The following is a 25755-nucleotide window of genomic DNA, read 5'->3' as shown; positions in this document are numbered from 1 at the left end:
CACAAGGAACGCGCCATGACCCAACCGCTGGCTGATATGCGCCGCGACTACACCCGCGATGGCTTGACCGAGGCACAAGCCCCGGCCGAGCCGTTTGCATTGTTCCACCAATGGTTCGCCGACGCGGTGAAAACCGAGCAGGCTCCGGTTGAGGCTAACGCCATGACCCTGGCCACGGTGGATGCACAAGGGCGACCGCACTGTCGAATTCTGCTGCTCAAGGGCCTGGATGCCTTGGGCTTCACGTTCTTCACCAACTACGACAGCGCCAAGGGCCAGCAACTGGCCGCGAATCCATTCGCGGCCATGACGTTTTTCTGGCCGGCCCTGGAACGCCAGGTGCGCATCGAAGGCAAAGTGGTCAAGGTCACGGCGCAGGAGTCGGACGCCTATTATCAGGTTCGCCCGCTGGGCAGCCGTCTCGGCGCCTGGGCTTCCCCCCAGAGCCGGGTGATTTCAGGGCGCGCTGAGCTGGACGACTTGCTCAAGGCCACCGAACAACGTTTCAGCGACAGCCAGCCGCACTGCCCGGAGCATTGGGGTGGTTATCGTTTACTGCCCGAGCGCATCGAGTTCTGGCAAGGCCGTCCGAGCCGCCTGCACGATCGCCTCAACTATCGTCTGCAAGGGACGAACTGGATTCGCGAGCGCCTGGCTCCTTAGCCGCGATAACCTGCCGCAGCGGTTTGAAGCCATTGCGGCAAGTCCCGGCGCTTGATGCCTTGCTCCCGGGCGCGGGCCAGTTGTTGCAGCATGTAGGTCTTTTTCCGTTCATCCTGCCCCGCCAGGGACAGCGCCAGGTCGCGGTCCATCCAGCGTTTGATCCGTACGTACAACCACCAGTGGAAGTACAAGCCGGCCACGGTGATCGCGACGATAATGAAATAATCCATGAAAAATCCCCGGGTTGATGACGCAGGTTTTGGAAATTGGCGCTACTGTTGGGTGAATTTTTCCGGTGCGCCTGTATCCCACCTGAATGAAAACAATTTTATCCCGGCGAGACCGTGACAGGCGTCAAGTCGCGGAGTTTAATGAATCCCTGTCTTTTGGAGTTGATGCTATGCGTAAGTCTGTTTTGCTGGTTGCTTCCTTTTCCACGATGGCGATGTTGCTCACTGGCTGTCAGTCGAGCCTGACCGGTGACTCCTATTCCCGTGACGAAGCGCGTCGCGTGCAGACGATTCGCATGGGGACCATCGAATCCCTGCGTCCGGTCAAGATCGAAGGCACCAAGACCCCTATCGGCGGTGCGGCCGGTGCCGTGGTCGGTGGTGTAGGCGGTAGCGCCATCGGTGGCGGTCGTGGCAGCATCGTCGCCGCAGTGATTGGCGCTGTGGCCGGTGGCCTGATCGGCTCTGCCACCGAAGAAGGCCTGACCCGTACCCAGGGTGTGGAAATCACCGTTCGTGAAGATGACGGCAGCATGCGTGCCTATGTGCAGCAGGTTCAGGAAAACGAGGTGTTCCGTGTGGGTGAGCGGGTTCGTATTTCCACTGTGGATGGTACGAGTCGCGTATCCCACTAAGCTGGAATTGTTTGAGAAAACGGCGCCTTGTCCTGGACGGAAGGCGCCGTTTTTTTATGGCTTTGTTTCCGGGGGCGGGGCGGTGTACATAGCCGTTACCGCAGCAATGGATATACGCACCCCTCAGGCAGCCAGGAATCAGCTTGGCAATGCAGGCTGCTTGCGACTGGACGCAGCTGTCACCGCGTAACCCAACAACGCCGCGAGGATCGAACCGGTGAGAATCCCCATCCGATCCATGCCGGCGTAGTCACTCACGCCAGGCTCGAACGCCAGGGAGCCGACGAACAGGCTCATGGTGAACCCGATGCCACACAGGATCGCCACGCCCAGTACCTGACCCCAATTGGCGCCGGCGGGCAGGCTGGCAATGCCGATTTTCACGGCCAGCCAGGTCAGACCGAGGACGCCGACGGTCTTGCCCAGTAACAGGCCGATCGCGATACCCATCGGCACGTGATGGGTAAAGCTTTCGACGGTGACGCCACTCAGGGACAGGCCGGCGTTGGCGAAGGCGAACAGCGGCAGGATACCGTAGGCCACCCAGGGATGCAGTGCATGCTCCAGGCTCAGCAGCGGTGAAGATTCGGCATTCTTCGTGCGCAGCGGGATGCAGAACGCCAGGGTCACACCGGCCAAGGTGGCATGGACACCGCTCTTGAGTACGCAGACCCAGAGGATCAGGCCCACGACCATGTAGGGCCCGAGCTTGACCACGCCCATCCGGTTCATCGCCACCAATGCGGCGATGCAGGCAGCTGCCAGCATGAGCGACAAGGTCGACAGGGCGCCGGAGTAGAAGATGGCGATGATGATAATGGCGCCCAGGTCGTCGATGATCGCCAGGGTCATCAGGAACAGCTTGAGCGACACCGGCACCCGCTTGCCGAGCAAGGCCAGCACGCCGAGGGCGAACGCGATGTCGGTGGCCGTCGGGATTGCCCAGCCGGCGAGGGCGGGGGGATTGTCACGGTTGAGGAACCAGTAGATCAGCGCCGGCACCACCATGCCGCCAATCGCCGCCGCGCCCGGCAGGACGATTTGCGAAGGTTTCGACAGTTGCCCGTCGAGGACCTCGCGCTTGACCTCCAGGCCGATGAGCAGGAAGAACATCGCCATCAGGCCGTCATTGATCCATAGCAGCAAGGGTTTGGCGATTTTCAGCGCGCCGACCTGGGCCACCACCGGGGTGTCCAGCAGGCCGTTATACAGCCAGGACAGCGGCGAATTATTGATGGCCAGGGCCAGTACGGCGGCAGCGATCAGTAGCAGGCCACTGGCCGCCTCCAGCTGGAAAAAACGTGTCAGAGAATTACGTAGAGCCACGATCGCTCTCCATTCATCGAATCAAAAAGATGGCACACCCTAACCCGTACTGTTAGTTGTTAAAACAAAAGTTATATTCTTTTTTGTTATATGGCGTTACAACGCCTGCACGGCGCGGTCGGGCAGTTACGGCGCATATTGGACCTTAGCTGTACCTGTGCGCGCTGTCGGTTTTTTCCTAAGCTTGTGCCTGGTTTTTCCGAGACCAAAGTCGCGCCTGCATGACCGTCAGGTTCCCCGCGTCGAACCGATCCAGTGAGAAAACACCATGAACGACCACCGCCAGTGGGCGCGCGAAGCGATCCGCATCATCGAGGCTGACTTCCAGCGCAGCGCCGATACCCACCTGATTCCGCTATCGCTGCCTGGCCTGCCGGGCATCGAACTGTATTTCAAGGATGAGTCCAGCCATCCCACTGGCAGCCTCAAGCATCGGCTGGCCCGTTCGCTGTTTCTCTATGCGTTGTGTAACGGTTGGCTCAAGCCTGGGGCGCCGGTGATCGAAGCTTCCAGCGGTTCGACAGCCATTTCGGAGGCGTACTTTGCCCGTCTGCTGGGCCTGCCGTTCATTGCAGTGATGCCAGCGTCCACCTCCAGGGAAAAAATCGCACAGATCGCCTTCTATGGCGGCCAGAGCCATCTGGTGGACGATCCGACGCAGATCTACGCCGAATCCGAACGCCTGGCCCGCGAGCATGACGGGCATTTCATCGACCAGTTCACCTATGCCGAGCGCGCCACGGACTGGCGGGCCAATAACAACATTGCCGAATCGATCTTCCAGCAGATGCGCTTCGAGCGGCATCCGGAGCCAAGCTGGCTGATTTCCAGTCCCGGCACGGGCGGCACCACGGCCACCCTGGGGCGCTACGTGCGTTATCGCCAGCACGGCACCCGGGTGTTGTGTGCCGACGCCGAGCGTTCGGTGTTCTTCGACTACTACCGCAGCGGCGATGCCAATCTGCGCATGGATTGCGGCTCGCGCATCGAGGGTATCGGCCGACCACGGGTCGAGGCGTCGTTCTTGCCCAAAGTCATCGATGCGATGGTCAAGGTCCCGGACGCCCTGTCACTGGCGGCCATGCATTACCTGGCCGAGCGCTTGGGACGACGGGTTGGTGGTTCCAGCGGTACCAACCTGATCGGTGCGTTGATCGCCGCGAAGCAGATGATGGAGGCAGGGGAGTCGGGATCGATCGTGGCGATTTTGTGTGACGGCGGCGAGCGCTATGCCACGACCTATTACGACCCCGCGTGGCTCAAAGCCCAGGGCTATGAGTTGAGCGGGCTGATGGCGGCCGTGGCGGCGAGTGTGGAGAGGGGAGATGCGTTGCCAGAGAGTGTGTTGCGGGCGAATATCTGAACCTTGAAAACACCGGAATCCCTTGTGGGAGCGAGCCTGCTCGCGATAGCGGCGGACCAGTCAACATCTGTGTTGAATGCCAGGCCGCCATCGCGAGCAGGCTCGCTCCCACAGGGTCATGCTGTTCACTTAAGCAAATTCGGCCTTGAGTGAACAGCATTGCCCTCACAAGGACGCTTCTGTCAGGCCTCCAGCCCCAGGATATCCCGCGCCACCGCCTCGGCAATCCGGATCCCGTCCACGCCCGCCGACAAAATCCCGCCCGCATAACCGGCGCCTTCACCGGCGGGAAACAAGCCCTTGACGTTCAGGCTCTGCAGCGATTCGTTGCGGGTAATGCGCAGGGGCGACGAGGTGCGGGTTTCGATCCCGGTCAGCACCGCATCGTGCAGCGAATAACCGCGAATCTGTTTCTCGAACGCCGGCAGGGCTTCACGGATGGCTTCGATGGCGAAGTCCGGCAGGGCCAGGGCCAGGTCGCCCAGGGAGACGCCGGGTTTGTAGGAAGGTTCGACGCTGCCCAGTGCCGTGGACGGCTTGCCGGCGATGAAATCGCCCACCAGTTGCGCCGGGGCCTCGTAGTTGCTGCCGCCGAGCACGAACGCGTGGGACTCCAGGCGCTCCTGCAACTCGATCCCGGCCAGTGGGCCACCCGGATAATCCACTTCCGGAGTAATGCCGACGACGATGCCGGAGTTGGCGTTGCGCTCGTTGCGTGAATACTGGCTCATGCCGTTGGTCACGACGCGGTTCGGCTCGGAGGTCGCGGCCACCACGGTACCGCCCGGGCACATGCAGAAGCTGTACACCGAGCGACCGTTCTTGGCGTGGTGCACCAGTTTGTAGTCGGCGGCCCCCAGTTTCGGGTGGCCGGCGTACTTGCCCAGGCGTGCGCTGTCGATCAGCGATTGCGGGTGTTCGATCCGGAAACCCACCGAGAACGGTTTGGCTTCCATGTACACGCCACGGCTGTGGAGCATGCGGAAGGTGTCCCGGGCGCTGTGGCCCAGGGCCAGGATCACATGCCTGGAATGAATCCGTTCACCGCTAGCCAGTTCGACGCCGACCAACTGGCCGTCCTCGATCAGTACATCGGTGACGCGCTGCTGGAAGCGCACTTCACCGCCCAGGGCGCGAATTTGCTCACGCATGTTTTCCACTACGCCTGTCAGGCGGAACGTACCGATGTGCGGCTTGCTGACGTAGAGGATTTCTTCCGGTGCGCCGGCCTTGACGAATTCGTGCAGGACCTTGCGACCGAGGAATTTCGGATCCTTGATCTGGCTGTAGAGCTTGCCGTCGGAAAACGTCCCCGCGCCGCCTTCACCGAACTGCACGTTGGACTCGGGGTTGAGCACGCTTTTGCGCCACAGGCCCCAGGTGTCCTTGGTGCGCTGGCGCACTTCCGGGCCGCGTTCGAGGATGATCGGCTTGAAGCCCATCTGTGCCAGCAACATGGCGGCGAAGATCCCGCACGGGCCAAAGCCGACCACGATTGGCCGTTCGCTCAGGTCGGCTGGTGCCTGGCCGACCACTTTGTAGCTGACATCCGGCGCCTCGTTGACGTTACGGTCATCGGCGAACTTGCGCAGCAGGCTGGCTTCATCGCGCACCGTCAGGTCGATGGTGTAGATGAAGCACAGTTCGGAGGATTTCTTGCGCGCGTCGTAGCTGCGCTTGAACAAGGTGAAATCGAGCAGATCATCGCTGGCGATGCCCAGGCGTTGCACGATGGCGGGGCGCAGGTCTTCTTCGGGATGATCGATTGGCAGCTTGAGTTCGGTGATTCGTAACATGGCGGGGTCCGGTTCGCGGGATGCACAACTGCATCAGGGCGTGAACCGGCGATTATAAGCCAAAACCTGTGAGTCAGTCGTTGCGCGCGCCGCCGAAATAGGCGCAGCCGCGCTGGACCTGTCCGTTGACCCGCAGTTCGGCGCTCATGTGTTGCACACTGCCGGTGACGCTGTCGACGCAGCGCTGGGTGGCCAGCCAGAGCTCGACCTTCTGGCCGTTGGCTTCGGTGCTGATGTTGAGGCGACCATCACCCAGTTGCTCCTCCATGTAAGGCACCGCCAGTGGCGGCTGGCCGTCACGTTCGAGCACCAGGCCCTTGCCGCTGGCCTTGAGGTTCCACTCGGGGCCATGGCCGGCGGCGCGCAGGATCAACAGTCTGAAATTTTCGTCATTGCATGCGGTGCTCGACCGTTCCAGGCGATAGAGCTGCTCCACCTCCAGCTGGCTATCGGTGCCGGCCGCCGCGCTGGAGCCGATACGACCGCGCATATCGGCAAACAGTTTGCCCTGTTCATCGGCCAGGCTGGCGGCCTGTTGCAGCACGCTGGTACCACCGCTGTCGTTGACGATGTAGCGGCGCTGTTCCTGGCATGGCTGGAACACCAGCTTGCCATCGGCCGCCGTGAGTTCGCCCTGCATGCGCGTCTGGTCGGCGTGGGAGACGCTCTGGCGCGGGGCGTCGAGCAATTGGCAGCCGGCAAAGAGCGGCAGGAGGGCGACAAACAGCAGGGAGCGGGCGGCACGCATCATTGGGTCTCCAGACAAGTGCCGCCACGTTACTCAGACTGTTCCTGCATCACAAGGGGTGTCAGCCCACGTGAAAGGTCTGACCGGTTTGTAGGCCTTCGACACTCTTGGCGTAGGCCAATGCCACATCGACGGCTGGCACTGGTTTGTAGCCACGGAAGTAGGGGGCGTATTTGCCCATGGCTTCCACCAACACGTTCGGGCTCACCGAGTTGACTCGCAAGCCCCGTGGCAACTCGATTGCCGCGGCGCGCACGAAACTGTCCAGGGCACCGTTGACCAGGGCCGCCGACGCGCCGCTCTTGATCGGATCGTGGCTGAGCACGCCGGTGGTGAAGGTGAAGGATGCGCCGTCGTTGGCGAATTCGCGGCCGATCAGCAGCAGGTTCACCTGGCCCATCAGCTTGTCTTTCAAACCCAGGGCAAAGCTGTCTTCGGTCATGTCGGCCAGGGGCGCAAAGGTGACGTTGCCGGCGGCGCAGACCAGGGCATCAAAACGGCCGGTCTTTGCGAACAGCGCACGAATCGAGGCGCTGTCGCTGATATCCACCTGCAGTTCACCGCTGTGGCGGCCGATCCGAATGATTTCGTGGCGGGGCGACAGTTCCTTATCAATGGCCGAACCGATGGTGCCGTTAGCGCCGATCAACAGGATTTTCATGAGCTGTTCCTCAATGGGTTGAATGAGTTTTCAGTCTAGAGGGGTTCTTTCCTTGGATAATCATGCTAATAGGCAACCTTTGGTTTTCAATTGGAAACAATCCAATGAGCGAAATGGATGACCTGGCGGCGTTTGCCGTGTTGATAGAGGCCGGCAGTTTCACACTGGCGGCCCAACAGTTGGGCTGCAGCAAAGGCCAGTTGTCCAAGCGCATCAGCCTGTTGGAGAGCCGATTTTCGGTGGTGTTGCTGCAACGTACCACCCGGCGCTTGAGCCTCACGGCGGCAGGGGCGGCGTTGTTACCCCAGGCCCAGGCGCTGCTGGTGCAAGTGGAAAGGGCACGTCAGGCATTGGCTCGATTGAAGGATGATGTTTCTGGACCGGTGCGTATGACGGTTCCGGTTTCGTTGGGCGAAACCTTCTTCGAAGGCTTGCTGATGGAGTTCGCTCGCACCTATCCCGATGTGCAGATCGAACTGGAGCTCAACAACGGTTACCGTGACCTGACCCGCGACGGCTTCGACCTGGCGATCCGCTCCGACGCCGCCATCGATGAGCGGCTGGTGGCCCGGCCGTTGCTGGCGTGGCACGAAATGACCTGCGCCAGCCCTGCCTATCTCGAACACTATGGCGAACCCGCGACCCCCCAGGTCCTGGCCGAACACCGCTGCCTGCTCAACAGCCACTACAGCGGCCGGGAAGAATGGCTCTATCACCAGCAACACGAACTGCTGCGGGTCCGCGTGTCGGGGCCGTTTGCCAGCAATCACTACAGCTTGCTGAAAAAAGCCGCCCTGGCCGGCGCCGGAATCGCCCGGCTGCCGTCGTATCTGCTGCATGAAGAATTGGCTGACGGGCGCCTGCGCTGGGTGCTACGCGATTACCAGACTCGGCGTATGCCGATGTACCTGGTGCATCCGTACCAGGGCGGATTGCCCAAGCGCACCCAGGTGTTGGCCGATTACTTGATCGATTGGTTCAAGCGCAGTGGCGAGGCGTTGGATCGGTTGCAGCGATAGCCCGGCCATTGGGCCTCTTGTGGGAGCGGGGTTAGTCAGCGGGCATAGCGCCTGGCGATCAGGTGGTCGATGGACAGCAACCCCGGTCCGCGCGCCATCAGGTAGAGCAATACCGCTGCCCAAGTGCCGTGGGTGGGGTAGGCGTCCGGGTAGACAAACAGCTGAATGGTCAAGGTCATGCCCAGCAAGGCCATCGCCGAGAAACGTGTTGCCAGGCCAAACAGAATCAACACCGGGAATACATGTTCAGCAGAGGCCGCCAGATGCGCCGCCAGTTCCGGCGACAGCAACGGCAGGGCGTATTCGCTTTTGAACAGGGGAATGGTCGAGTCCGCCAGATGCGGCAGGCCGATCTGGAAGGTGCCGTCGAACAGGTCGATGGCCAGGCCTTCGATTTTGGTCTGGCCGGACTTCCAGAACACCGCGGCGATGGAGAAACGGGCAATAAAGGCGATCAGGCTGTGGGGGATTTTCTCCAGCCATTGAATGAAACCAGTAATCAGGGCGTTCATTGGGTTACCTGTTCAGATAGGAGGCCAGTGATGGCCTGGTGGCGGATGAGCCTCCCCAGGAGGTGCTCCAGGTCGAGGTCGGTGTAGCGCTCGATTGCCGCTGTCAGGGGTAGGCCTTGCTGCAGGGAGGTGATGAAGGCATGGGCACCATGGCTGATCGCGAGCACTTCCACGTCGAGGCCATTGCGCAGTACCAGGGCGTTTTGTGCGGCGCGCGGCTCGAACGCTACGAGAGGCTTTTGTTGATGGGCAGCCCAGATCGTGACCACGGCGAAAGGTGATTTCAGCAGGCGCAGCGATGGGTGGAAGGCGATCTTCAGATGCGCTGCGAGGGTGGGGCAGGACAGTAATTCCACGACTCGTTCCGCGCTCATGGGCTGGGCGTCGGCTGCATGCCCGGCCTCGATTTGCAGCCGTTCCAGGCGAGCCACGTCCGCGAGATAGGGCACGCCGGCGGCGGGTTCGAAGCGTTCGATGAAACCGGAAAAATCGGCACCGTATTCGCTCATGATCGGGCTCCGTGGTGCCGCCGACTGGACATAGACACCGGCCATGCCACGGAAGAATTCCTCGCCCACCAGTTGTGTCACCACTGGATAGTTGTCGGCCAGGGCGTTGATCAATGAGCTGAGCACGTTGTTGCGGTACACCGCGAAGCGGCTCTCGGAATCGGCGCCATTGGCGCTGATCAGGCCCGGCGGACAGGCCTGGCGCGGATCGAGCAGGGCCGCGGCAAATTCGCTCTGGCGGCTCATGGCCGGGCTCCGGCGGCGCTTAGCAGTCGCTCGGCCTGGCGCGCTTCGGCCAGCAGCACCTCGAATGCAGGGACGTGGTTGTCTCGCTCGATCAGGGTGGCTACCGGCCCGGTTCGCGCCAGTGCCTTGCGATACAGCTGCCAGACTTCGTTGGCGATGGGCGCCCCGTGATCGTCTATCAGCAGGCGCTCGCCAAGGCTGTCGGCGTCTTCGGCAAACCCGGCCAGATGAATCTCGCCGGTGGCTTGCAAGGGCAGGGCGTCGAGGTAGACCTGTGGATCGCGGCTGTGGTTGATGCACGAAACGTAGACGTTGTTCACATCCAATAGCAGGCCGCAGCCGGTGCGACGAATGACTTCGCCAATGAAGTGAGGTTCGTCGAGGGTCGATTCCTCGAACGTCAGATAAGTGGCCGGGTTTTCCAGCAACAGCCGGCATTTGAGGCTGGACTGCACCTGATCGACGTGTTCGCAGACACGGTCGAGGCTCGCCTGGTCGTAGGCCAGGGGCAGCAGGTCATTGAGGAACACCGGGCCATGGCTGGACCAGGCCAGGTGTTCGGAAAAGGACTGGGGCTGATAGCGTTCGATCAGTGTGGCCAGGCGCCGTAAATGCGTGACATCCAGCGGCCCTTCGCCACCGATCGACAGGCCGACGCCGTGCAGCGACAGCGGGTACTGTTCGCGTATCCGCCCCAGGTAGTGATGAAACGGCCCACCAGCCACCATGTAGTTTTCCGCATGCACTTCGAAGAAGCCCAGATCCGGTTGGGTCTGGAGTACTTCATGGAAATGCTCGGCCTTGAGCCCCAGACCCGCCCTTGGCGGCAATCGGGTATCAGTGGCGAGGAAAAGCGCAGTGGACATGGCAGTGGGCCTCAGGCAGATGCGATCAGGACTTGGCTTTGAACGCTTGGAGTTGGCCGAAGCCGGTGGGGGAGGTCTTGCTTTCAAGGGTGGTGCAAGTGCCTTTAGGGACCGATTTCCACGCGTTGCCTTGATAGTCCATTTTCGCGGTGCCGGCGCAGGTGGTGCCGGCACCGGCGGCGCAGTTGTTCATGCCTTTGAGGGCGACGCCGAAGCATTTTTCCATGTTGTCGTCGGCTGCGTGGGCGGACGAGACGGCCGTCATGCTCAGGGCAGAACCCAGGGCCAGGATCAGGGCGGTGGCGGACAGGGTGCGAGTCGAAGCAGTCATGGTGATTCTCCAGTTCTTCAGGGAAATGAACCGGCGTTAGCGCCGGTCTGCTGAACTAGAGAAGGGGCGTGGGGAAGTGTTACAGCGGTTCTCGATTTTTTATTTCGAAACCCAATGGGGTGAGGGTAGGTTTTTGTGGGAGCAAGGCTTGCCCCCAAAAAAAACGGCCCGAAGGCCGTTTTTTCATTGCGACAGACTCAACCGCCCAAGTACGCCTCGCGCACTTTCGGGTCGATCAGCAGCGCTTCACCGGTGCCTTGCATCACCACGCGACCGTTCTCCAGCACGTACGCCCGGTCGGCGATTTTCAGCGCCTGGTTGGCGTTCTGCTCCACCAGGAACACCGTCACGCCATCCTTGCGCAGTTGTTCGATGATGTCGAAGATCTGCTGGATGATGATCGGCGCCAGGCCCAACGAAGGCTCGTCGAGCAGCAGCAGCTTGGGCTTGCTCATCAGTGCGCGGCCGATGGCGAGCATTTGCTGTTCGCCGCCGGACATGGTGCCGCCGCGCTGGGTAAAGCGTTCTTTCAGGCGGGGGAAAAGGTGCAGCACCTTGTCCATTTGCTCCTGATAGTCGCCCTTGTCGGTGAAGAACCCGCCCATGGCGAGGTTTTCTTCCACGGTCAGGCGGGCAAAGACCCGACGGCCTTCCGGCACCACCGCGATGCTCTTGCGCATGATGTGTGACGAGTCCTGGCCCACCAGTTCCTCACCCATGTAGCGGATGCTGCCGCTGTGGGCCTGGGGCGAACCGCAGAGCGTCATCAGCAGGGTGGACTTGCCGGCGCCGTTGGCTCCGATCAGCGTCACGATTTCGCCCTGGCGGACCTCCACGTTGACGCTGTGCAGGGCCTGGATCTTGCCATAGAAGGTGGAAACGTTTTCGAACTGCAGCATTTACGCTTCCCCCAGGTAGGCTTTGATCACTTCAGGATTGTCGCGGATCTGTTCCGGCGAGCCGTTGGCCAGGGGCGTGCCCTGGTTGATCACGACGATGTGGTCGGAAATGCTCATGACCAGCTTCATGTCGTGCTCGATCAGCAGCACGGTGACATTGTGCTCTTCACGCAACACGCCGATCAGGGCTTTGAGGTCTTCGGTTTCCTTGGGGTTCAGGCCGGCGGCCGGCTCGTCGAGCATGAGGATCCGCGGACGGGTCATCATGCAGCGGGCAATTTCCAGGCGCCGTTGCTGACCGTAGGCCAGGGTCCCGGCGGTACGGTTGGCGAACTCCTTGAGGTTGACCTTCTCCAGCCAGTACTCGGCGTACTCCATGGCCTCGCGTTCGCTTTTGCGGAACGCCGGGGTCTTGAACAGGCCGGCAAAGAAGTTGGTGTTCAGGTGACGATGCTGGGCGATCAACAGGTTCTCGACCGCCGTCATGTCCTTGAACAGCCGCACGTTCTGAAAGGTGCGCACTACACCCTTGCGGGCGATCTGATGGCCGGGCAGGCCCTGGATCGGCTCGCCGTCCAGCACGATGGTGCCGCCGGTGGGCTGGTAGAAGCCGGTCAGGCAGTTGAACACGGTGGTCTTGCCCGCGCCGTTCGGTCCGATCAGCGCAACCACTTGTTTCTCTTTCACGGTCAGGGCCACGCCGTTGACCGCCAGCAAGCCGCCGAAGCGCATGCTCAAGTTTTCGACTTTGAGGATCTCGCGGCTCATTTGCGCAGCTCCATGTGGGGGCGTTGCATAGGCAGCAGACCTTGAGGACGCCAAATCATCATCAGCACCATCAAGGCGCCGAACATCAACATGCGGTATTCACTGAATTCACGCATCATTTCGGGCAGCAGGATCATCACGATGGCTGCCAGGATCACGCCCAGCTGCGAGCCCATCCCACCCAGTACCACGATGGCGAGGATGATCGCCGATTCGATGAAGGTGAAGGATTCCGGCGTCACCAGGCCCTGGCGGGCGGCGAAGAAGCTACCGGCAAAACCAGCGAAGGCGGCACCGAGGGTGAAGGCCGACAGCTTGATCACGGTTGGGTTGAGACCCAGGGCACGGCAGGCGATTTCGTCTTCACGCAACGCTTCCCATGCACGGCCGATTGGCATGCGCAACAGGCGGTTGATGACGAACAGCGCGGCCAGGGCCAGCAACAGCGCGACCAGGTAGAGGAACACCACCTTGCTGACGGGGTTGTAGGTCAGCCCGAAGAACTGGTGGAAGGTCTGCATGCCCTCGGCCGCGGTGCGGTCGAAGCTCAGCCCGAAGAACGTCGGCTTGGGAATGTTGCTGATGCCGTTGGGGCCGCCGGTGAGGTCGGTGAGGTTACGCAGGAACAACCGGATGATCTCGCCGAAGCCCAGGGTCACGATGGCCAGGTAGTCGCCCCGCAGCCGCAGCACCGGGAAGCCCAGCAGGAAGCCGAAGGTGGCCGCCATCATCCCGGCGATGGGCAGGCAGATCCAGAAGCTCAGGCCAAAGTAATGGGACAGCAGCGCATAGCTGTAGGCACCGACGGCGTAGAAGCCCACATAACCCAGGTCGAGCAGGCCGGCCAGGCCGACCACGATGTTCAGGCCCAGTCCCAGCAGGACATAGATCAGGATCAGCGTGGCGATGTCCACCGCGCCGCGGGAGCCGAAGAACGGCCAGACCAGCGCAACCACGATCAACGCGATGATGATCTGGCGCTGGGTGCGAGGCAGGGACAGGAACTGGCTGACCTTGGGCGAAACCAGCGGGCCGCGGTTGGAGCGCAACAGCGTGCCGACCTGTTGGCTGAACAGCACCCGCAGGAACATCAGCACCGAGCACAGGGCAATCACGCTCAATGTCAGGGGACCGGTGCCATGCACTTCAAGGTTGACCCCGACGATGCTCAGCTTGAGGCCCAGCACAGGGAAGGCCACGGCCCAGACCAGCGCGGCGCTGAACAGCGCCTGTTTAAGATATTTGTTCATACTTTCTCAACCTCCGGACGGCCCAGGATGCCGGTCGGCCGGAACAACAGGACCAGGACCAGGAGACCGAACGCCACGACGTCCTTGTACTGGTCGCCAAAGATATCGGCACCGAACGCTTCGGCCACCCCAAGCACCAGCCCGCCGAGCATCGCGCCCGGAATGCTGCCGATGCCACCCAGTACCGCTGCGGTAAAGGCCTTCAGGCCCACCAGGAAACCGGCGTTGGGGTTGATCACGCCGTACTGCATGCTCAGCAGCACCGCGGCGACAGCCGCCAGCGCGGCACCGATGACGAAGGTGAGGGCGATGATGTTATTGGTGTTGATGCCCAGCAGGTTGGCCATCTTGATGTCCTCGGCGCAGGCGCGGCAGGCGCGGCCAAGGCGGGATCGGGAGATGAACAGCGTCAGCCCGAGCATGGCGACCAGGGTCACGATGAACACCAGGATCTGCATGTAGGAAACCAGTACTTCTTCGGCGCCGCCCGGGCCGAAGGAGAAGCTCCCCGGGATCAGGTTGGGAATCGACTTGTCCTTGGAGTCCTGGGACAGCAATACGGTGTTCTGCAGGAAGATCGACATGCCGATGGCGGAGATCAGCGGGATCAATCGGTTGCTGCTACGCAAGGGGCGGTAGGCAACGCGCTCGATACTGTAGCCATAGGCACTGGTTACGATGATCGACGCCACGAACGCGGCGGTCATTAACAGCGGCAGTGAATCGATACCCATCATGGCCAGCCCGGCAAGGGCGATGAAAGCCACGTAGGAACCGATCATGTAGACCTCGCCATGGGCGAAGTTAATCATTCCAATGATGCCGTAGACCATTGTGTAGCCAATGGCTATCAAGGCATAGGTGCTGCCAATGGTCAGGCCATTAACCAGCTGTTGGAAAAAATGATAGATCTCAGGCATTACAGCGCTCCTAAAAACCCGATACGCATTTCACTGGTGGAGTCATGTTCCGGCCCGGTGCTGTGTTCTCTGATCACATTCGCCCCGAGCGTTTGCCAGCGAACCGCTGGTGACGGTTTTAAGATTTTCAGGTGAACCAGCTCCCGGATCGCGGGTGCCTGGCCCATAAACCTCGTAAAACAAAGCCCACTGCTCGCACAGTGGGCTTGTTGACCAGTAAGGCCTGGCTTACTGAGGGGAGACTTCAGTCTTCGGTTTGTTGAAGTGCCATTCGTAGACCACGAACTGGAAGTCCTTCAGGTCGCCCTTCGCGTCGAACGACAGGTCGCCGGTCGGGGTCTTGAAGGTGCCTTTGTGGATGGCCTCGGCGACCTTGGCAGTGTCTTCGCTCTTGGCGGCCTTGATGCCTTCGGCGATCAGTTGGACCGCGGAGTAGGCCGGGAACACGAACGGACCGCTCGGATCCTTGCCGTCGGCCTTGATGGCGTCGACGACGGCCTTGTTCGCCGGATCGGCATCGAAGGACTTCGGCAGGGTGACCAGCAGGCCTTCGGAGGCGTCCTGGGCGATTTGCGAGATGGAGTCGTTGCCGACACCTTCCGGGCCCATGAACTTGGCTTTCAGGCCTTTTTCCTTGGACTGACGCAGGATCAGACCCAGTTCAGGGTGGTAGCCGCCGTAGTAGACGAAGTCGACGTTGTTTTGCTTGAGGCGCTGGATGATCGAGGAGAAGTCCTTGTCGCCAGCGTTCAGGCCTTCGAATACGGCTACTTTGACGCCTTTGGCCTCGAGGGTTTTCTTCACGGCGCTAGCGATGCCTTCACCGTACTGCTGTTTGTCGTGCAGTACAGCGACGACTTTCGGCTTGACGTGGTCGGCGATGTAGTTGCCGGCGGCAGGGCCCTGGGCGCTGTCCAGGCCGATGGTGCGGAAAATCATCTTGTAGCCACGAGTGGTGATGTCCGGGCTGGTGGCTGCCGGAGTGATCATGATCACGCCTTCGTCTTCATAGATGTCCGAAGCTGGCTGGGTGGAGCTGGAGCACAGGTGGCCGACGACGAACTTGACGCCATCGTTGACCACTTTGTTGGCCACGGCAACGGCCTGTTTAGGATCGCAAGCGTCATCGTATTCCTTGACTTCGAGCATCTTGCCGTCGACGCCGCCCTTGGCGTTGATGTCCTTGATGGCTTGTTTCGCGCCAATGAATTGCATGTCGCCGTACTGGGTGACCGGACCGGTTTTCGGACCGGCAATGCCGATGGTGATGGTGTCGGCGGCGAACGAATGGCTGGCAACCCCGGCCAGAACCATAGCGGCAAACAGTTTGGAAATCTGCTTAGTAGCCTTAGTCATAGTGCTCCACTCATGCTGTTGTAGTTTTTATAGTCCTGGCGCCGTAGCAGCAGAACCGGGTCAGATATCTTGGATACCCTCGCGGAAATGCCCCCGGCAACTGTACCGGTACAGTGTAGAGCGCCGGTTGTTGGCAAGGGAAGCTGGCGCTTGGGGGCAAAACCTGAGGGTGTCGCTTAATTGAAAGAAAAAGACAGAATGGCGGCGGGGGTTGTCCGGTCATATCGGCAATCCTTGGCTTTCCTGCGCTTTTCAATCGGTGCTGCAATTACTACCGGGTTTTTCTGCCAGACCACCGACGTTATCATTCGCGCCGATTTCTTTTCCGGACAGGTCCCATGAATCAAGAACCTAGCACCCTCTATGCCAAGCTGCTTGGTGAAACCGCATCCATCACCTGGAAAGAGCTGGAGCCGTTCTTTGCCAAGGGTGCCCTATTGTGGGTCGATCCGGCACTGGATTTGATCGCCGCCGCCGAAGCCGTTGCCCAGGACGAAGGTACCAAAGTCGCTGCCTGGCTGGCCGCCGACCAGCTCGCCAAGCTGTCTGAAACGCGGGCGCTGGATTTTCTGGAGCGTGATCCGCAGCTTTGGGCGGTGGTGGTTTCGCCCTGGATTATGATCCAGGAAAGGGCGTCGAACTGATCGGTGCACCAACTTGGTTCGTGATTTTTTGTCGGATGAAAGTGTGTAGGTGAGTAGCGTGATGGCGTCCTGCCGTGGCGAAACGCCACAGGAGAGGGTGACGTATACGTAACGGGAACAGTTTCTGGACCAGCCATGGGGCTAGTTAATTGTTTCTGGATGTTGTTGTGTAGTGTATTTGAGATCGGCATCGCGAGCAGGCTCGCTCCCACAGTAGACCGAGTTTCTTCAGGAAGAACGCGATCAAATGTGGGAGCGAGCCTGCTCGCGATTCGGGGCGACGCGCTCTTGCGCCTACCTCAATAAGTCCTGCCAGTATGGTTATTAAGGGGAAATAACCTTGGTCTTGCCAATGCGGTGACGGTAGATCTCGCGCAGGTACTTGATGGACTTCTTCACGCAGTCACGGGACAAGCGGATATCGTTGATCGAGACGAACTTGTCCTTGTCATTGATCAGCTCGCGGTATTTCTTCTCGTACATCGGCTTGATCGCGTACCAGTTGGTGTCGAGGATCTTCGCCGGGTTCTCGAATTCGTTGAGCAGATCGTCGATCCGTTCTTCGTCGAAGTCTTCATTGATGATGAAGTCCAGGATCGAGTTGTCCAGGGTGTCGTCGAAACGGTACGGGGTGCGGGCGAAGCAGCGTTTGATGAAGGCCACGATCAGGGTCAGGAAGTCGTCCGACAGGCACGGGCTCTTGGCGATCAGGGTGGTCAGCGACAGGTTGGCCGAGGCGCCGATCACCAACGCGTAACGCTTGAGGGTCGTGTTGGGGAACAGGCTGTTGAGATGGGTCTTGAGCCGGTTCAGGTCCATGTAGGACAGCTTGTAGTCCTTGGGCAACGAGACGATGGACACCACCGACGAGCAGTTCTTGAAGAAGTGCAGGTCGTGCAGGGCGGCTGCGTCGTAGCCGGAATTCTTGTACTGCTCCAGCGAGGCGCGGTAGCGCTTGGATTCGATCGGCAACAGGCTGATGCCTTCGATGGCCTGGGTGACTTTGTTGAAGTGCGGCAGGTCGATGGAGCGGAAGAACAGGTCGTCGATGTTCAGGCGTGGTGGCTCTTTCTCGAACACCTTGAACTTGTCGCCGCTTGGCGCCGGGGTTTCCGGGACCACGGATTCGGCGTAGGCAATCGCTACCGGCCCGGCCAGGCTCATGAACAGGTCGTTGGCGTCCAGGCGAATGGTTTCGCCGATGTCGATGCCGGCACGCCTGAAGTAGTTCTGGTCGTAATCGGTCGTGACCGCCTGGGCCGTCAGGATGTTGAAGATCTGTTGGGAGATGTACTGGTTGGCGTGCTTCTCCATGGCATTGACATCAATGTTCTGGATGTTGCCGTCATCGCTTTCTTCGGCGTAGCGCATGATGTCGTTGGAAATCAGCATCATCGCGTTCCACGGGCGGATGCGGCCCATGACGCTGGCTTCGCTGCTGTCTTCGTTGGCGAAGTTGTACGAGAAATCCCATTCTTCCGACAGGTACTTGCACAGCAGGCGTCCGGCGTTGATGTGCAGGGCCTCGGACATTTCGCTGCGGTGGTCGGAAATGTTCGGCAGCACGCAGATGCCGCTGGTGAAGATCGGTTCGAAGACGAAGGAATGACCGCTCTTGCTGTCGTGTTCGTCCATCGGCTTGGTGTCGAACGTCTTGTTCATGTACGAGTATTGCTGGGCCAGGCCGAACTCCGAGGCCATGCCCGAACCGGTACCGCCGCCGGCACTGAAGATCGAGAAGTACAGGCGCGACTGGTTGGCCTTGATGCCGCAGCTGTCGATCAGGTACGAGTGGATCATTTTCCAGTCAGGGCTGGAGAAGCGCTGGGTGTCCTTGTTCAGGATGATCTTGGCCAAGTACTGGCCCAGGATCGGCGCGTTACCGGCACCACCGGCGTGGACTTCCGACAGGTCCATGATTTTCATTTTGCTGTAGTCGCGCAAAAAGCCGCTTTTCTCACCCTTGCGCGAGAAGCGGATGCGCCCGGCGATGTCCTTGTCCAGGTCGCCGAGCATTACCAGCGGTTCCACCAGGAACACCGGTTTGCTGGCCTTGCTGGTGCCCAGGCGCAGATTGTTGCGGATCCACTGCGCGGGGCTGTAGCCCTTGTCGCTGTAGGCCTTGTCTTCGGCGTTGAATTCGTTGAGGTAGAACTTGCGGGCGTTGTACACCAGCTCGGCCACGTCCAGGGCAATGTTGGAGCCGCAGCGCCCCAGGCCGATCAGGCACACCGACGGGAATTCCTGCTGGGTACGGTCGCTCTCGTCTTCTACCAGATGGGGCGGACGCGGGAACACCGCGTCGCGCAGGCCATCGAGGTTGTCGAGGATCCGATCGGTGTTGGTTTCGGTGAAATACAGATACTGCTGAGTCGACAGGGGACGCGAGTTGCTCGAGGGTTTCGAGACTTCAGGGCCGTTGGCGGCCGGGCTCAGGGTCAGATCGGATACCGCAGTGGCTGTTTTTTTGGAAGTCATTGTGCGCCATATGCCTGAACTGGTTGGTTCGACGAGCGCTGTCATCGAACCGTCGCGGATGGGAGCTCGCGTCCTTGGATGGCGCGAAGGTCGGCCCGAGCGTTCAGGACTGTGCCTGAGCGCCGCTCGGGAGATTCTTTCCTGATAGGTTGAATCGGCCACCTGGAGACGATCTTTAATCAAGAACGGGCAAAATGATGGCAATTGTTACAGGAAATTGACCGCTATCAATAAACACGCCCCTCGCCATGGGCGGGTATCAACCTTGCGAATGATTGGAGACAGTCCACGCGCCGCTGTCTAGATTGCAGACTTCGGGCTCGGATGCCTCACCGTTGCCCCCATAACAATAAAGAGACGGACCCATGCAGAACTCGACCCAAGCGGCGAATGCCTGGCGCATTCTGTTCCTGCTGTTCCTGGCCAACCTGTTCAACTTCTTCGACCGCACCATCCCTGCGATCATCATCGAGCCGATCCGTATGGAGTGGAGCCTCAGCGATTTCCAGATCGGCATCATCGGCACCGCCTTCACCATCGTTTATGCCATTGCGGGATTGCCGCTGGGGCGCATGGCCGATACCGGTTCGCGCAGCAAGTTGATGGGCTGGGGCCTGGCGGCCTGGAGCGGACTGACCGCGGTGAACGGCCTGGTGGGCAGTTTCTGGGCGTTCCTGGTGGTGCGCATGGGCGTCGGCATCGGCGAGGCCAGCTACGCGCCAGCCGCCAACTCACTGATTGGTGATCTGTTCCCGGCCCACCGCCGGGCGCGGGCCATGGGCATCTTCATGCTGGGGCTGCCGCTGGGCCTGCTGTTGGCGTTTTTCACCATTGGCGCGATGGTCAAGGCGTTCGACAGCTGGCGTGCGCCGTTCTTCATTGCGGCGGTGCCGGGGCTGGTGCTGGCGGTGTTCATGTTTTTCATCAAGGAACCCAAGCGCGGCGCGGCGGAAACCGTGCAGGTGTCCCAGGAAAAGATCGACAGGCCGGTTCGCCGGGTACTGGCGATTCCCACTTTCCTATGGCTGGTGCTGGCCGGGCTGTGCTTCAACTTCGCCACCTATGCTTGCAACTCGTTCCTGGTGCCGATGCTGCAACGTTATTTCCTGATGCCGCTGCACGAGGCGGCCGTGGCCACCGGGATCATGGTGGGTGTGACGGGGCTGTTCGGGCTCACCCTGGGTGGCTGGGTCGCGGACAAGATCCACCAGCGCGTGCCCAACGGCCGGCTGCTGTTCGCAGCGTTCAGCCTGGCGATCTCGACGGTCACCACGGCGTGGGCCCTGCATGCCGGGCGCATTGAAATCGGCGTGTTCGTGGCGGTGTTCAGCGTCGGTTGGCTGTTTGCCTATAACTTCTACACCTGCGTCTACACTGCGATCCAGGACGTGGTGGAACCGCGCCTGCGCGCCACGGCGATGGCGTTGTACTTTGCCGGGCTGTATTTGCTCGGTGGCGGTTTGGGGCCGGTGGTGGTGGGCGGCTTGTCCGACTACTTCGCCCGCACGGCCATGGCAACCGCGGGTGTCGACCAGATGACCGAAGCGTTCAAGGCCATCGGCCTGCACGACGCGATGTACCTGATCCCGGTGGCGCTGCTCCTGACCATGGTGTTCCTGTTCCTGGCGTCACGCTGCTTCGTGCGCGATGCCAAGCGGATGAAGGACGGGATGAGCGCGGAGGTGATGCCGGAGGGTGTCGCGGCGACGGCCTGAAGAGATTTTGTGACAACAATGCTTTTGTGGCGAGGGAGCTTGCTCCCGCTCGGTTGCGCAGCGACCGCAACATTTTTGGGGCCGCTTCGCGCCCCAACGGGAGCAAGCTCCCTCGCCACAGATCGTGTCTTACAGGTTATCCAACCTTTTCATCCCGTCCCCGCAGCAAGCGATCAGGCATCGCCACCGCCGCTGCCAGCCCCAACAGCGACACCGCCGCGCTGATCAACAGCAAGTCCCGGAACGTCGCCTGCAATTCCTGGCGCAAGGCACTCTGGGCCTCGCCCGGGGCGGCGTTCAGGCCGTCCAGCAAGACATTGCCGGAATGCCCTTCGCCGATCAGCGACGAGCTGGCGATCTGGGCGAAGCTTGAATCCTGCAGCAGGGCCAGCAGCAACGCCGACATCAGTGCCACGCCCACCGCACCGCCGAGGGAGCGGAACAGGTTGGTGGTGCTGGTGGCGACGCCGATGTCCTGTTGGTCTACGGAGTTTTGCGAACCCACCAACGAAGTGGGGAATTGCATGCCGGAGGCGATGCCAGAGAGCAGCATGAACAGGCTGCTGAGCCAGAACGCGGCGGGCGGGGTGAAGGCCATGCCGAGGATGGCGAGCGGGAAGAGCAGGGCACCGCTCAGGATCATCGGTTTGTAGCGCCCCGTGATTGAGGTCCGGCGTCCAGCGAAGTACGCGCCTATCGGCAGCCCTATCGCCAGCGGCAACAAGTGCAACGCCGCGCTATCGGCGCCCGCGCCGGTCACGCTCTGGAAGCGCAACGGAACCAGCACGGTCAGGGAAATCGCCTGGAAACTGGTGAAGAACACCGTGCACCAACACAACACCGCGCTGCGGTTGGCGAACAGGTGCATTGGCAGCAATGGTTCCCGAGCCCGGCGCTCGTGCCAGGCGAACACCCCCAGCGTTACCCCCGCGCAACCCAGCAACGCCAGCACTTCTTGGCTGTGCCAGGCATGGCCCTGGCCGACCTGGGTGATCCCCAGTAAAAGCGCCGTCAGGCCGATGATCAGCAGCACGGTACCCAAGTAGTCGATGATCGGCGTGCGTTGCGGCACCGGCAGCCCGACCAGGGTGCGCCGGGCCACCCACCAGGCCGCGAGCCCCAGCGGCAGGTTGATCCAGAACACCCAGCGCCACGACAGGTATTCGGTCATGTAGCCGCCGAGCACCGGCCCGGCCACGCTGGCCACCGCGTACATGCTGCTGAAATAGCCCTGGTAGCGGCCACGCTCGCGGGGCGGGATGATGTCGCCGATGATCGCCTGGCTCACCGAAATCATCCCGCCGGCGCCGATGCCCTGGAAAATCCGCGCCAGCACCAGTTGTTCCATGTTTTGCGCCAGGCCACAGAACAGCGAGGCCAGGGTGAACAGGCCCATGCCGAACAGCATCAGCGGCCGACGCCCATAGAGGTCGCCGAGCTTGCCGTAGATCGGCACCGCCACGGTCATGGCGACCATGTAGCCGGAAATCACCCAGGCCAGCAGGCTGACGTCGGCAAATTGGGCGGAGATGGCCGGCATCGAAACGGCGACGATAGTCTGGTCCAGTGCACCCAGGAAAATCGCCAGCATCAGCGCCACCAGCACGCTGCGGATGGCCGGCTTCGGGGCTTGGAGCGTATTGAACTGAGTCACGGCAGAACCTGCGGGCCGTAGAGGCGAATGAGACAAGGCCCGCAGTTTAAATCGGTAGCCGGCTATTCGATAGCCTCGTAAGGAAGGCCGACGTAATTTTCCGCGATGGTTTTGCGCCCGGCCTCGGAGTCGACGAAATATTCCAGCTCGGCTTCGCTGATGCGCTGGTTGAAGGCATCGTCGTCGAAGCGGTGCAGCATCGAGGTCATCCACCAGGAGAACCGTTCGGCTTTCCAGACGCGGCGCAGGCAGATGGCCGAATACTTTTCAAGCAAATCCACCCGCCCGTCGCGATAGACCTTGAGCAGGATGTTGAACAGCGTGCTGACATCGCTGGCCGCCAGGTTCAGCCCCTTGGCGCCGGTGGGCGGGACAATATGGGCGGCATCGCCCACCAGGAACATGCGTCCGTATTGCATCGGCTCGACCACGAAGCTGCGCAGCGGTGCGATGCTTTTCTCGATGGAAGGGCCGGTCACCAGGGCTTCGGCCAGATCAAAGGGCAGGCGGTTTTTCAGCTCCTGCCAGAAGCGCTCGTCCGGCCAGTCGGCCACTTGCTCCTCGGCGGGTACTTGCAGGTAATAACGGGTGCGGGTCTTGGAGCGCATGCTGCACAGGGCAAAACCGCGGGTGTGACGAGCGTAGACCAGTTCTTCGTGGACCGGCGGCGTGTCGGCCAGCACGCCGAGCCAGCCAAACGGGTAGACGCGCTCGAAGACCTTGAGTTTTTCCGCGGGAATGGACTGTCGCGCCACGCCGTGGAAACCGTCGCAACCGGCAATGTAGTCGCAGTCCAGGCGCCAGGATTGCCCTTCATGCTCAAAGGTCACGAAGGGCTGTTCGGTTTGCATGTCGTGGGGCTGGGCGTTGCTGGCCAGGTACAGGGTCCGGGCGCCGGCGGCTTCGCGGGCGGCCATCAAGTCTCGGGTGACTTCGGTCTGGCCGTAGACCATGACGTTTTTGCCACCGGTCAGGCCCTTGAGGTCGATGTGTACCCGCCGATCGTTGAGCACCAGTTCAAAGCCGTCATGGGGCAGGCCTTCGGCGTCCATGCGTTGGCCAACGCCGGCCTGGCGCAGCAGCTCGACCATGCCTTGCTCCAGCACACCGGCGCGGATGCGGCTCAGTACGTATTCCGGGGTTTGGCGTTCGAGGATGACAGTGTCGATCCCGGCGTTGTGCAGCAACTGGCCGAGCAGCAGGCCAGAGGGGCCGGCGCCGATAATAGCGACTTGGGTCTTGAGGGTTTTCATTGTTCTTATGACTCGCACGAAGCACGCGACCAGGGTCGGTGTTGATTATTAGAAATCGAGTGCCTACATTTTTCGCTTGCGGACCTGTCAGTTGAAGGGGAAAACTGAGCCGATACCTGTTCTTTTCGCCAATTGGTGCGATTATCGCCCGCCACCCCAGGCCCGGATCCACGTTATGAAAAAACCTGACCTGCCTTCGATCCCGGTGTTCAAGCTCTACGGTGAAAGCCAGGAATGGCCGACGCCGGACCTGTTGCATTGCGAAACCATCTCCAAGCGCAGCCGCGAGCATCAATGGGAAATCAAACCCCATCGGCATGCGGATCTGTGCCAGTTGCTGTTTGTCTTCAAGGGCCAGGCGGAACTGGAAATCGAAGGCCGGCGCACGCTACTCACCGAACCGGCGGTGCAGATCCTGCCGCCGTTGTCGGTCCATGGCTTTCGTTTTTCCGAGGATGTGGAAGGTTACGTGGTGACCCTGGCTGCACCGCTGGTCACGCACCTGCAAGCGCAACTGGGGCATTCGATCAATGTCCTGGCCGAGGCCGAAAGCTACCCCGCCCTTGAGAATGCCGAGTACCTCAATAGCCTGTTCAGCGCCTTGCAGAATGAGTACGTGGGGCATCAACCGGCCCGGGAAATGCTGATGCATGCACTGGTCAGCGTGATCATGGTCTGGGTCAGCCGCCAGGTGATGCAGCGCCACACCCAGGCCCAGCGCCCGCAACGGGCCCGGGAATACCTCAACGGGTTCATTCAGTTGGTGGAAGAAACCTATCGCGAGCACGTCAAGGTCGAAGACCTGGCCCATCGCCTGGGCATTTCCGTGTCGCACCTCAATGGCACCTGTCGGGAATTGGCGGGGCAACCGGCGTTGCAGATCATGCACGAGCGTCAGTTGCTGGAAGCCAAGCGGCTGCTGACCTACACCGGCATGACCATCTACGAGATTTCCGAAATGCTCGGGTTTTCCGACCCGACCAACTTCACCCGGCTATTCCGCCGGCGCGTCGGCATCTCGCCCAAGGCGTTCCGGGACCGGCTCAAGACCGATCAACAGGACGACTGACCACGCCTCAGCGCAGGGCGTTCAGGGTCGCACTGTGGGGGGATGCAACGTTCGAAGTTGCAACTGGCGTATTCACGGGGCAGTTGCCTGGCCTGCTCGACCCGGTAGGCCGCAGTGCCATATAGCGCAAGCGTGGCGGCGCAGGTGACGAAGATGGCGAGGCGTCTTCTTGTTTTGATGTTCATGGCGGTGACCTCTGAACGAATACCCGGGGGTACTACATTGAGCATAGGTCAGCCGTGGTGGGATGCCAGCCAGGCAGGTGTTGCATTTAACCCGATATTCAGATCGCTGATACTCCCCTGTGGAAGCGAGCTTGTGGGAGCAAGGCTTGCCCGCGATGCAGACACCTCGGTGTAGCGGATAAACCGAGGCGATGCCATCGCAGGCAAGCCTTGCTCCCACAGATCAGTTCCACAGGGGACTGGGGTGGTCTTTTAACCGGGTTATTCCAGGTGTTCAGGCTTCATCGGATCCCCCTGGCTTGACGTCCAGTTGTTTGCGCACGTCTTCGAACATTTCGTCGTAGTACTTGTGCATCGAGCCGATGCTGGCGGTCTTGGGCAAGCCGTATTTCTGGGCGATGCGCGTGGCATGACGGGCGAAGTCGAAGGCCTGGTCCTTGGCCAGGAAGAACGTCTCGTCCAAGGGCTTGTCTTCGACGGTGCCATGCACCCGGAACGACATGCCCGTGCCCTCCTTGCCGTCCTGGTCGACCTTGTAGTCGATGCACAGGTTGTAGCTGAAATCATCCTTGTTCAGTGCATGGCGTTCCATGTGCAGGTGACCGGGTTCGAACATGGCCATAAGCGACTCTCCTTCGAAGGCATGGGAGTAGGGCAGA

24 protein-coding genes and 2 pseudogenes are annotated in these 25755 nt (G+C 60.9%); 7 read left to right on the top strand and 19 right to left on the bottom strand.

What is annotated here, in order from left to right:
• Nucleotides 1-15: 15 nt before the first annotated feature.
• Entirely contained in the window at nt 16-663 is a 648-nt protein-coding gene (pdxH, locus tag GN234_RS12100; RefSeq protein ID WP_109755707.1) for a pyridoxamine 5'-phosphate oxidase, read from the top strand.
• Here pdxH and GN234_RS12095 read toward each other — a convergent pair.
• Nucleotides 660-893 carry a hypothetical protein gene (locus GN234_RS12095; RefSeq protein WP_109755708.1) on the bottom strand — a complete coding sequence of 78 codons (234 nt, stop codon included), beginning with the start codon at nt 891-893 and terminating at the stop codon, nt 660-662. The genes pdxH and GN234_RS12095 overlap by 4 nt on opposite strands.
• 170 nt (nt 894-1063) lie before the next feature.
• Between GN234_RS12095 and GN234_RS12090 the strand changes: the two genes are divergently transcribed.
• Nucleotides 1064-1528 carry an outer membrane lipoprotein gene (locus tag GN234_RS12090; protein WP_003184697.1) on the top strand — a complete coding sequence of 155 codons (465 nt, stop codon included), beginning with the start codon at nt 1064-1066 and terminating at the stop codon, nt 1526-1528.
• Between the two features lie 138 nt (nt 1529-1666).
• Here GN234_RS12090 and nhaA read toward each other — a convergent pair whose 3' ends face one another.
• On the bottom strand, nt 1667-2854 hold the full coding sequence (gene nhaA, locus GN234_RS12085) for a Na+/H+ antiporter NhaA (RefSeq protein ID WP_176688527.1): 1188 nt from the start codon (nt 2852-2854) through the stop codon (nt 1667-1669).
• Between the two features lie 268 nt (nt 2855-3122).
• On the opposite strand from nhaA, the gene GN234_RS12080 reads away from it, so the two are divergent.
• A complete protein-coding gene (locus GN234_RS12080) occupies nt 3123-4217 on the top strand; it encodes a PLP-dependent cysteine synthase family protein (RefSeq protein WP_176688526.1) in 1095 nt (364 codons plus the stop codon).
• A gap of 182 nt (nt 4218-4399) precedes the next feature.
• Here the strand turns inward: GN234_RS12080 and GN234_RS12075 are convergent, their stop codons facing one another.
• The 3 genes from GN234_RS12075 to GN234_RS12065 all read right to left on the bottom strand — a co-directional run bounded on the left by GN234_RS12075 (nt 4400) and on the right by GN234_RS12065 (nt 7422).
• Nucleotides 4400-6013 (bottom strand): NAD(P)/FAD-dependent oxidoreductase, encoded by a 1614-nt coding sequence (locus GN234_RS12075; RefSeq protein ID WP_176688525.1) that lies wholly within the window; start codon nt 6011-6013, stop codon nt 4400-4402.
• Nucleotides 6014-6086: 73 nt separating this feature from the next.
• The gene (locus GN234_RS12070; RefSeq protein WP_163858893.1) at nt 6087-6761 is read right to left on the bottom strand and encodes a COG3650 family protein; all 675 of its coding nucleotides are present in this window, start codon (nt 6759-6761) and stop codon (nt 6087-6089) included.
• 61 nt (nt 6762-6822) lie between these two features.
• Complete coding sequence (locus tag GN234_RS12065; protein ID WP_163855096.1) at nt 6823-7422, bottom strand: short chain dehydrogenase; 600 nt, start codon at nt 7420-7422, stop codon at nt 6823-6825.
• 104 nt (nt 7423-7526) lie between these two features.
• On the opposite strand from GN234_RS12065, the gene GN234_RS12060 reads away from it, so the two are divergent.
• Nucleotides 7527-8441, top strand: coding sequence for a LysR family transcriptional regulator (locus GN234_RS12060; RefSeq protein ID WP_176688524.1), 915 nt, complete (start codon nt 7527-7529; stop codon nt 8439-8441).
• 35 nt (nt 8442-8476) lie between these two features.
• On the opposite strand, the gene GN234_RS12055 is transcribed toward GN234_RS12060, so the two are convergent.
• The 9 genes from GN234_RS12055 to GN234_RS12015 form a co-directional block, all read right to left on the bottom strand.
• Entirely contained in the window at nt 8477-8953 is a 477-nt protein-coding gene (locus GN234_RS12055) for a DoxX family protein (protein WP_163855092.1), read from the bottom strand.
• Nucleotides 8950-9708 (bottom strand): HvfC/BufC N-terminal domain-containing protein, encoded by a 759-nt coding sequence (locus GN234_RS12050; RefSeq protein WP_176688523.1) that lies wholly within the window; start codon nt 9706-9708, stop codon nt 8950-8952. The genes GN234_RS12055 and GN234_RS12050 overlap by 4 nt, the downstream gene beginning before the upstream one ends.
• Nucleotides 9705-10574: an MNIO family bufferin maturase gene (gene bufB, locus GN234_RS12045; protein ID WP_109755716.1), complete on the bottom strand. Its 870-nt coding sequence runs from the start codon at nt 10572-10574 to the stop codon at nt 9705-9707. Before bufB ends, GN234_RS12050 begins: the two co-directional genes overlap by 4 nt.
• A 25-nt stretch (nt 10575-10599) precedes the next feature.
• Entirely contained in the window at nt 10600-10905 is a 306-nt protein-coding gene (locus GN234_RS12040) for a BufA1 family periplasmic bufferin-type metallophore (protein WP_109755717.1), read from the bottom strand.
• A 197-nt stretch (nt 10906-11102) separates the two neighbouring features.
• Complete coding sequence (locus GN234_RS12035) at nt 11103-11804, bottom strand: ABC transporter ATP-binding protein (protein ID WP_109755718.1); 702 nt, start codon at nt 11802-11804, stop codon at nt 11103-11105.
• Entirely contained in the window at nt 11805-12572 is a 768-nt protein-coding gene (gene livG, locus GN234_RS12030; protein ID WP_014336890.1) for a high-affinity branched-chain amino acid ABC transporter ATP-binding protein LivG, read from the bottom strand. It abuts the gene before it with no gap.
• Nucleotides 12569-13822, bottom strand: a complete 1254-nt coding sequence (locus GN234_RS12025) for a high-affinity branched-chain amino acid ABC transporter permease LivM (RefSeq protein WP_109755719.1) — start codon at nt 13820-13822, stop codon at nt 12569-12571. The genes livG and GN234_RS12025 overlap by 4 nt, the downstream gene beginning before the upstream one ends.
• Nucleotides 13819-14742, bottom strand: a complete 924-nt coding sequence (livH, locus tag GN234_RS12020; protein ID WP_109755720.1) for a high-affinity branched-chain amino acid ABC transporter permease LivH — start codon at nt 14740-14742, stop codon at nt 13819-13821. Before livH ends, GN234_RS12025 begins: the two co-directional genes overlap by 4 nt.
• A 228-nt stretch (nt 14743-14970) precedes the next feature.
• Nucleotides 14971-16098: a branched-chain amino acid ABC transporter substrate-binding protein gene (locus GN234_RS12015; protein ID WP_109755721.1), complete on the bottom strand. Its 1128-nt coding sequence runs from the start codon at nt 16096-16098 to the stop codon at nt 14971-14973.
• A 338-nt stretch (nt 16099-16436) separates the two neighbouring features.
• On the opposite strand from GN234_RS12015, the gene GN234_RS12010 reads away from it, so the two are divergent.
• Nucleotides 16437-16742 carry a DUF2288 domain-containing protein gene (locus GN234_RS12010; protein WP_053119051.1) on the top strand — a complete coding sequence of 102 codons (306 nt, stop codon included), beginning with the start codon at nt 16437-16439 and terminating at the stop codon, nt 16740-16742.
• A 299-nt stretch (nt 16743-17041) separates the two neighbouring features.
• On the opposite strand, the pseudogene GN234_RS12005 reads toward GN234_RS12010, so the two are convergent.
• A pseudogene (locus tag GN234_RS12005) lies at nt 17042-19220 on the bottom strand (hypothetical protein).
• Between the two features lie 365 nt (nt 19221-19585).
• On the opposite strand from GN234_RS12005, the gene GN234_RS12000 reads away from it, so the two are divergent.
• On the top strand, nt 19586-20935 hold the full coding sequence (locus GN234_RS12000) for a spinster family MFS transporter (protein ID WP_109755724.1): 1350 nt from the start codon (nt 19586-19588) through the stop codon (nt 20933-20935).
• 136 nt (nt 20936-21071) lie between these two features.
• On the opposite strand, the gene GN234_RS11995 is transcribed toward GN234_RS12000, so the two are convergent.
• On the bottom strand, nt 21072-22526 hold the full coding sequence (locus tag GN234_RS11995) for an MDR family MFS transporter (RefSeq protein ID WP_459213875.1): 1455 nt from the start codon (nt 22524-22526) through the stop codon (nt 21072-21074).
• 125 nt (nt 22527-22651) lie between these two features.
• The gene (gene pobA, locus GN234_RS11990; protein ID WP_109755726.1) at nt 22652-23842 is read right to left on the bottom strand and encodes a 4-hydroxybenzoate 3-monooxygenase; all 1191 of its coding nucleotides are present in this window, start codon (nt 23840-23842) and stop codon (nt 22652-22654) included.
• A gap of 175 nt (nt 23843-24017) precedes the next feature.
• Here pobA and GN234_RS11985 point away from each other — a divergent pair, with 175 nt between their 5' ends.
• On the top strand, nt 24018-24911 hold the full coding sequence (locus GN234_RS11985) for a helix-turn-helix domain-containing protein (RefSeq protein ID WP_176688521.1): 894 nt from the start codon (nt 24018-24020) through the stop codon (nt 24909-24911).
• Here GN234_RS11985 and GN234_RS11980 read toward each other — a convergent pair.
• Nucleotides 24896-25096: a hypothetical protein gene (locus GN234_RS11980; RefSeq protein WP_176687557.1), complete on the bottom strand. Its 201-nt coding sequence runs from the start codon at nt 25094-25096 to the stop codon at nt 24896-24898. The two genes, GN234_RS11985 and GN234_RS11980, sit on opposite strands and share 16 nt — an antisense overlap.
• A gap of 261 nt (nt 25097-25357) precedes the next feature.
• Nucleotides 25358-25718 (bottom strand): annotated as a pseudogene (locus GN234_RS11975) (DUF5064 family protein).
• Nucleotides 25719-25755: the final 37 nt, after the last annotated feature.

The sequence above is a fragment of the Pseudomonas bijieensis genome, from assembly GCF_013347965.1.
GTDB classification, from domain to species: domain Bacteria; phylum Pseudomonadota; class Gammaproteobacteria; order Pseudomonadales; family Pseudomonadaceae; genus Aquipseudomonas; species Aquipseudomonas bijieensis.
The sequence above is the reverse complement of the archived record's forward strand: the minus strand, read 5'-3'. Positions and strand labels throughout refer to the sequence as shown.

Excerpts from the sequence above, each read along its gene's own strand:
- pdxH (WP_109755707.1), top strand. The coding sequence starts at position 16 with ATGACCCAACCGCTGGCTGATATGCGCCGCGACTACACCCGCGATGGC.
- GN234_RS12095 (WP_109755708.1), bottom strand. The coding sequence starts at position 893 with ATGGATTATTTCATTATCGTCGCGATCACCGTGGCCGGCTTGTACTTC.
- GN234_RS12090 (WP_003184697.1), top strand. The coding sequence starts at position 1,064 with ATGCGTAAGTCTGTTTTGCTGGTTGCTTCCTTTTCCACGATGGCGATG.
- GN234_RS12080 (WP_176688526.1), top strand. The coding sequence starts at position 3,123 with ATGAACGACCACCGCCAGTGGGCGCGCGAAGCGATCCGCATCATCGAG.
- GN234_RS12075 (WP_176688525.1), bottom strand. The coding sequence starts at position 6,013 with ATGTTACGAATCACCGAACTCAAGCTGCCAATCGATCATCCCGAAGAA.
- GN234_RS12070 (WP_163858893.1), bottom strand. The coding sequence starts at position 6,761 with ATGCGTGCCGCCCGCTCCCTGCTGTTTGTCGCCCTCCTGCCGCTCTTT.
- GN234_RS12065 (WP_163855096.1), bottom strand. The coding sequence starts at position 7,422 with ATGAAAATCCTGTTGATCGGCGCTAACGGCACCATCGGTTCGGCCATT.
- GN234_RS12060 (WP_176688524.1), top strand. The coding sequence starts at position 7,527 with ATGAGCGAAATGGATGACCTGGCGGCGTTTGCCGTGTTGATAGAGGCC.
- GN234_RS12055 (WP_163855092.1), bottom strand. The coding sequence starts at position 8,953 with ATGAACGCCCTGATTACTGGTTTCATTCAATGGCTGGAGAAAATCCCC.
- GN234_RS12050 (WP_176688523.1), bottom strand. The coding sequence starts at position 9,708 with ATGAGCCGCCAGAGCGAATTTGCCGCGGCCCTGCTCGATCCGCGCCAG.
- bufB (WP_109755716.1), bottom strand. The coding sequence starts at position 10,574 with ATGTCCACTGCGCTTTTCCTCGCCACTGATACCCGATTGCCGCCAAGG.
- GN234_RS12040 (WP_109755717.1), bottom strand. The coding sequence starts at position 10,905 with ATGACTGCTTCGACTCGCACCCTGTCCGCCACCGCCCTGATCCTGGCC.
- GN234_RS12035 (WP_109755718.1), bottom strand. The coding sequence starts at position 11,804 with ATGCTGCAGTTCGAAAACGTTTCCACCTTCTATGGCAAGATCCAGGCC.
- livG (WP_014336890.1), bottom strand. The coding sequence starts at position 12,572 with ATGAGCCGCGAGATCCTCAAAGTCGAAAACTTGAGCATGCGCTTCGGC.
- GN234_RS12025 (WP_109755719.1), bottom strand. The coding sequence starts at position 13,822 with ATGAACAAATATCTTAAACAGGCGCTGTTCAGCGCCGCGCTGGTCTGG.
- livH (WP_109755720.1), bottom strand. The coding sequence starts at position 14,742 with ATGCCTGAGATCTATCATTTTTTCCAACAGCTGGTTAATGGCCTGACC.
- GN234_RS12015 (WP_109755721.1), bottom strand. The coding sequence starts at position 16,098 with ATGACTAAGGCTACTAAGCAGATTTCCAAACTGTTTGCCGCTATGGTT.
- GN234_RS12010 (WP_053119051.1), top strand. The coding sequence starts at position 16,437 with ATGAATCAAGAACCTAGCACCCTCTATGCCAAGCTGCTTGGTGAAACC.
- GN234_RS12000 (WP_109755724.1), top strand. The coding sequence starts at position 19,586 with ATGCAGAACTCGACCCAAGCGGCGAATGCCTGGCGCATTCTGTTCCTG.
- GN234_RS11995 (WP_459213875.1), bottom strand. The coding sequence starts at position 22,526 with ATGCTGGCGATTTTCCTGGGTGCACTGGACCAGACTATCGTCGCCGTT.
- pobA (WP_109755726.1), bottom strand. The coding sequence starts at position 23,842 with ATGAAAACCCTCAAGACCCAAGTCGCTATTATCGGCGCCGGCCCCTCT.
- GN234_RS11985 (WP_176688521.1), top strand. The coding sequence starts at position 24,018 with ATGAAAAAACCTGACCTGCCTTCGATCCCGGTGTTCAAGCTCTACGGT.
- GN234_RS11980 (WP_176687557.1), bottom strand. The coding sequence starts at position 25,096 with ATGAACATCAAAACAAGAAGACGCCTCGCCATCTTCGTCACCTGCGCC.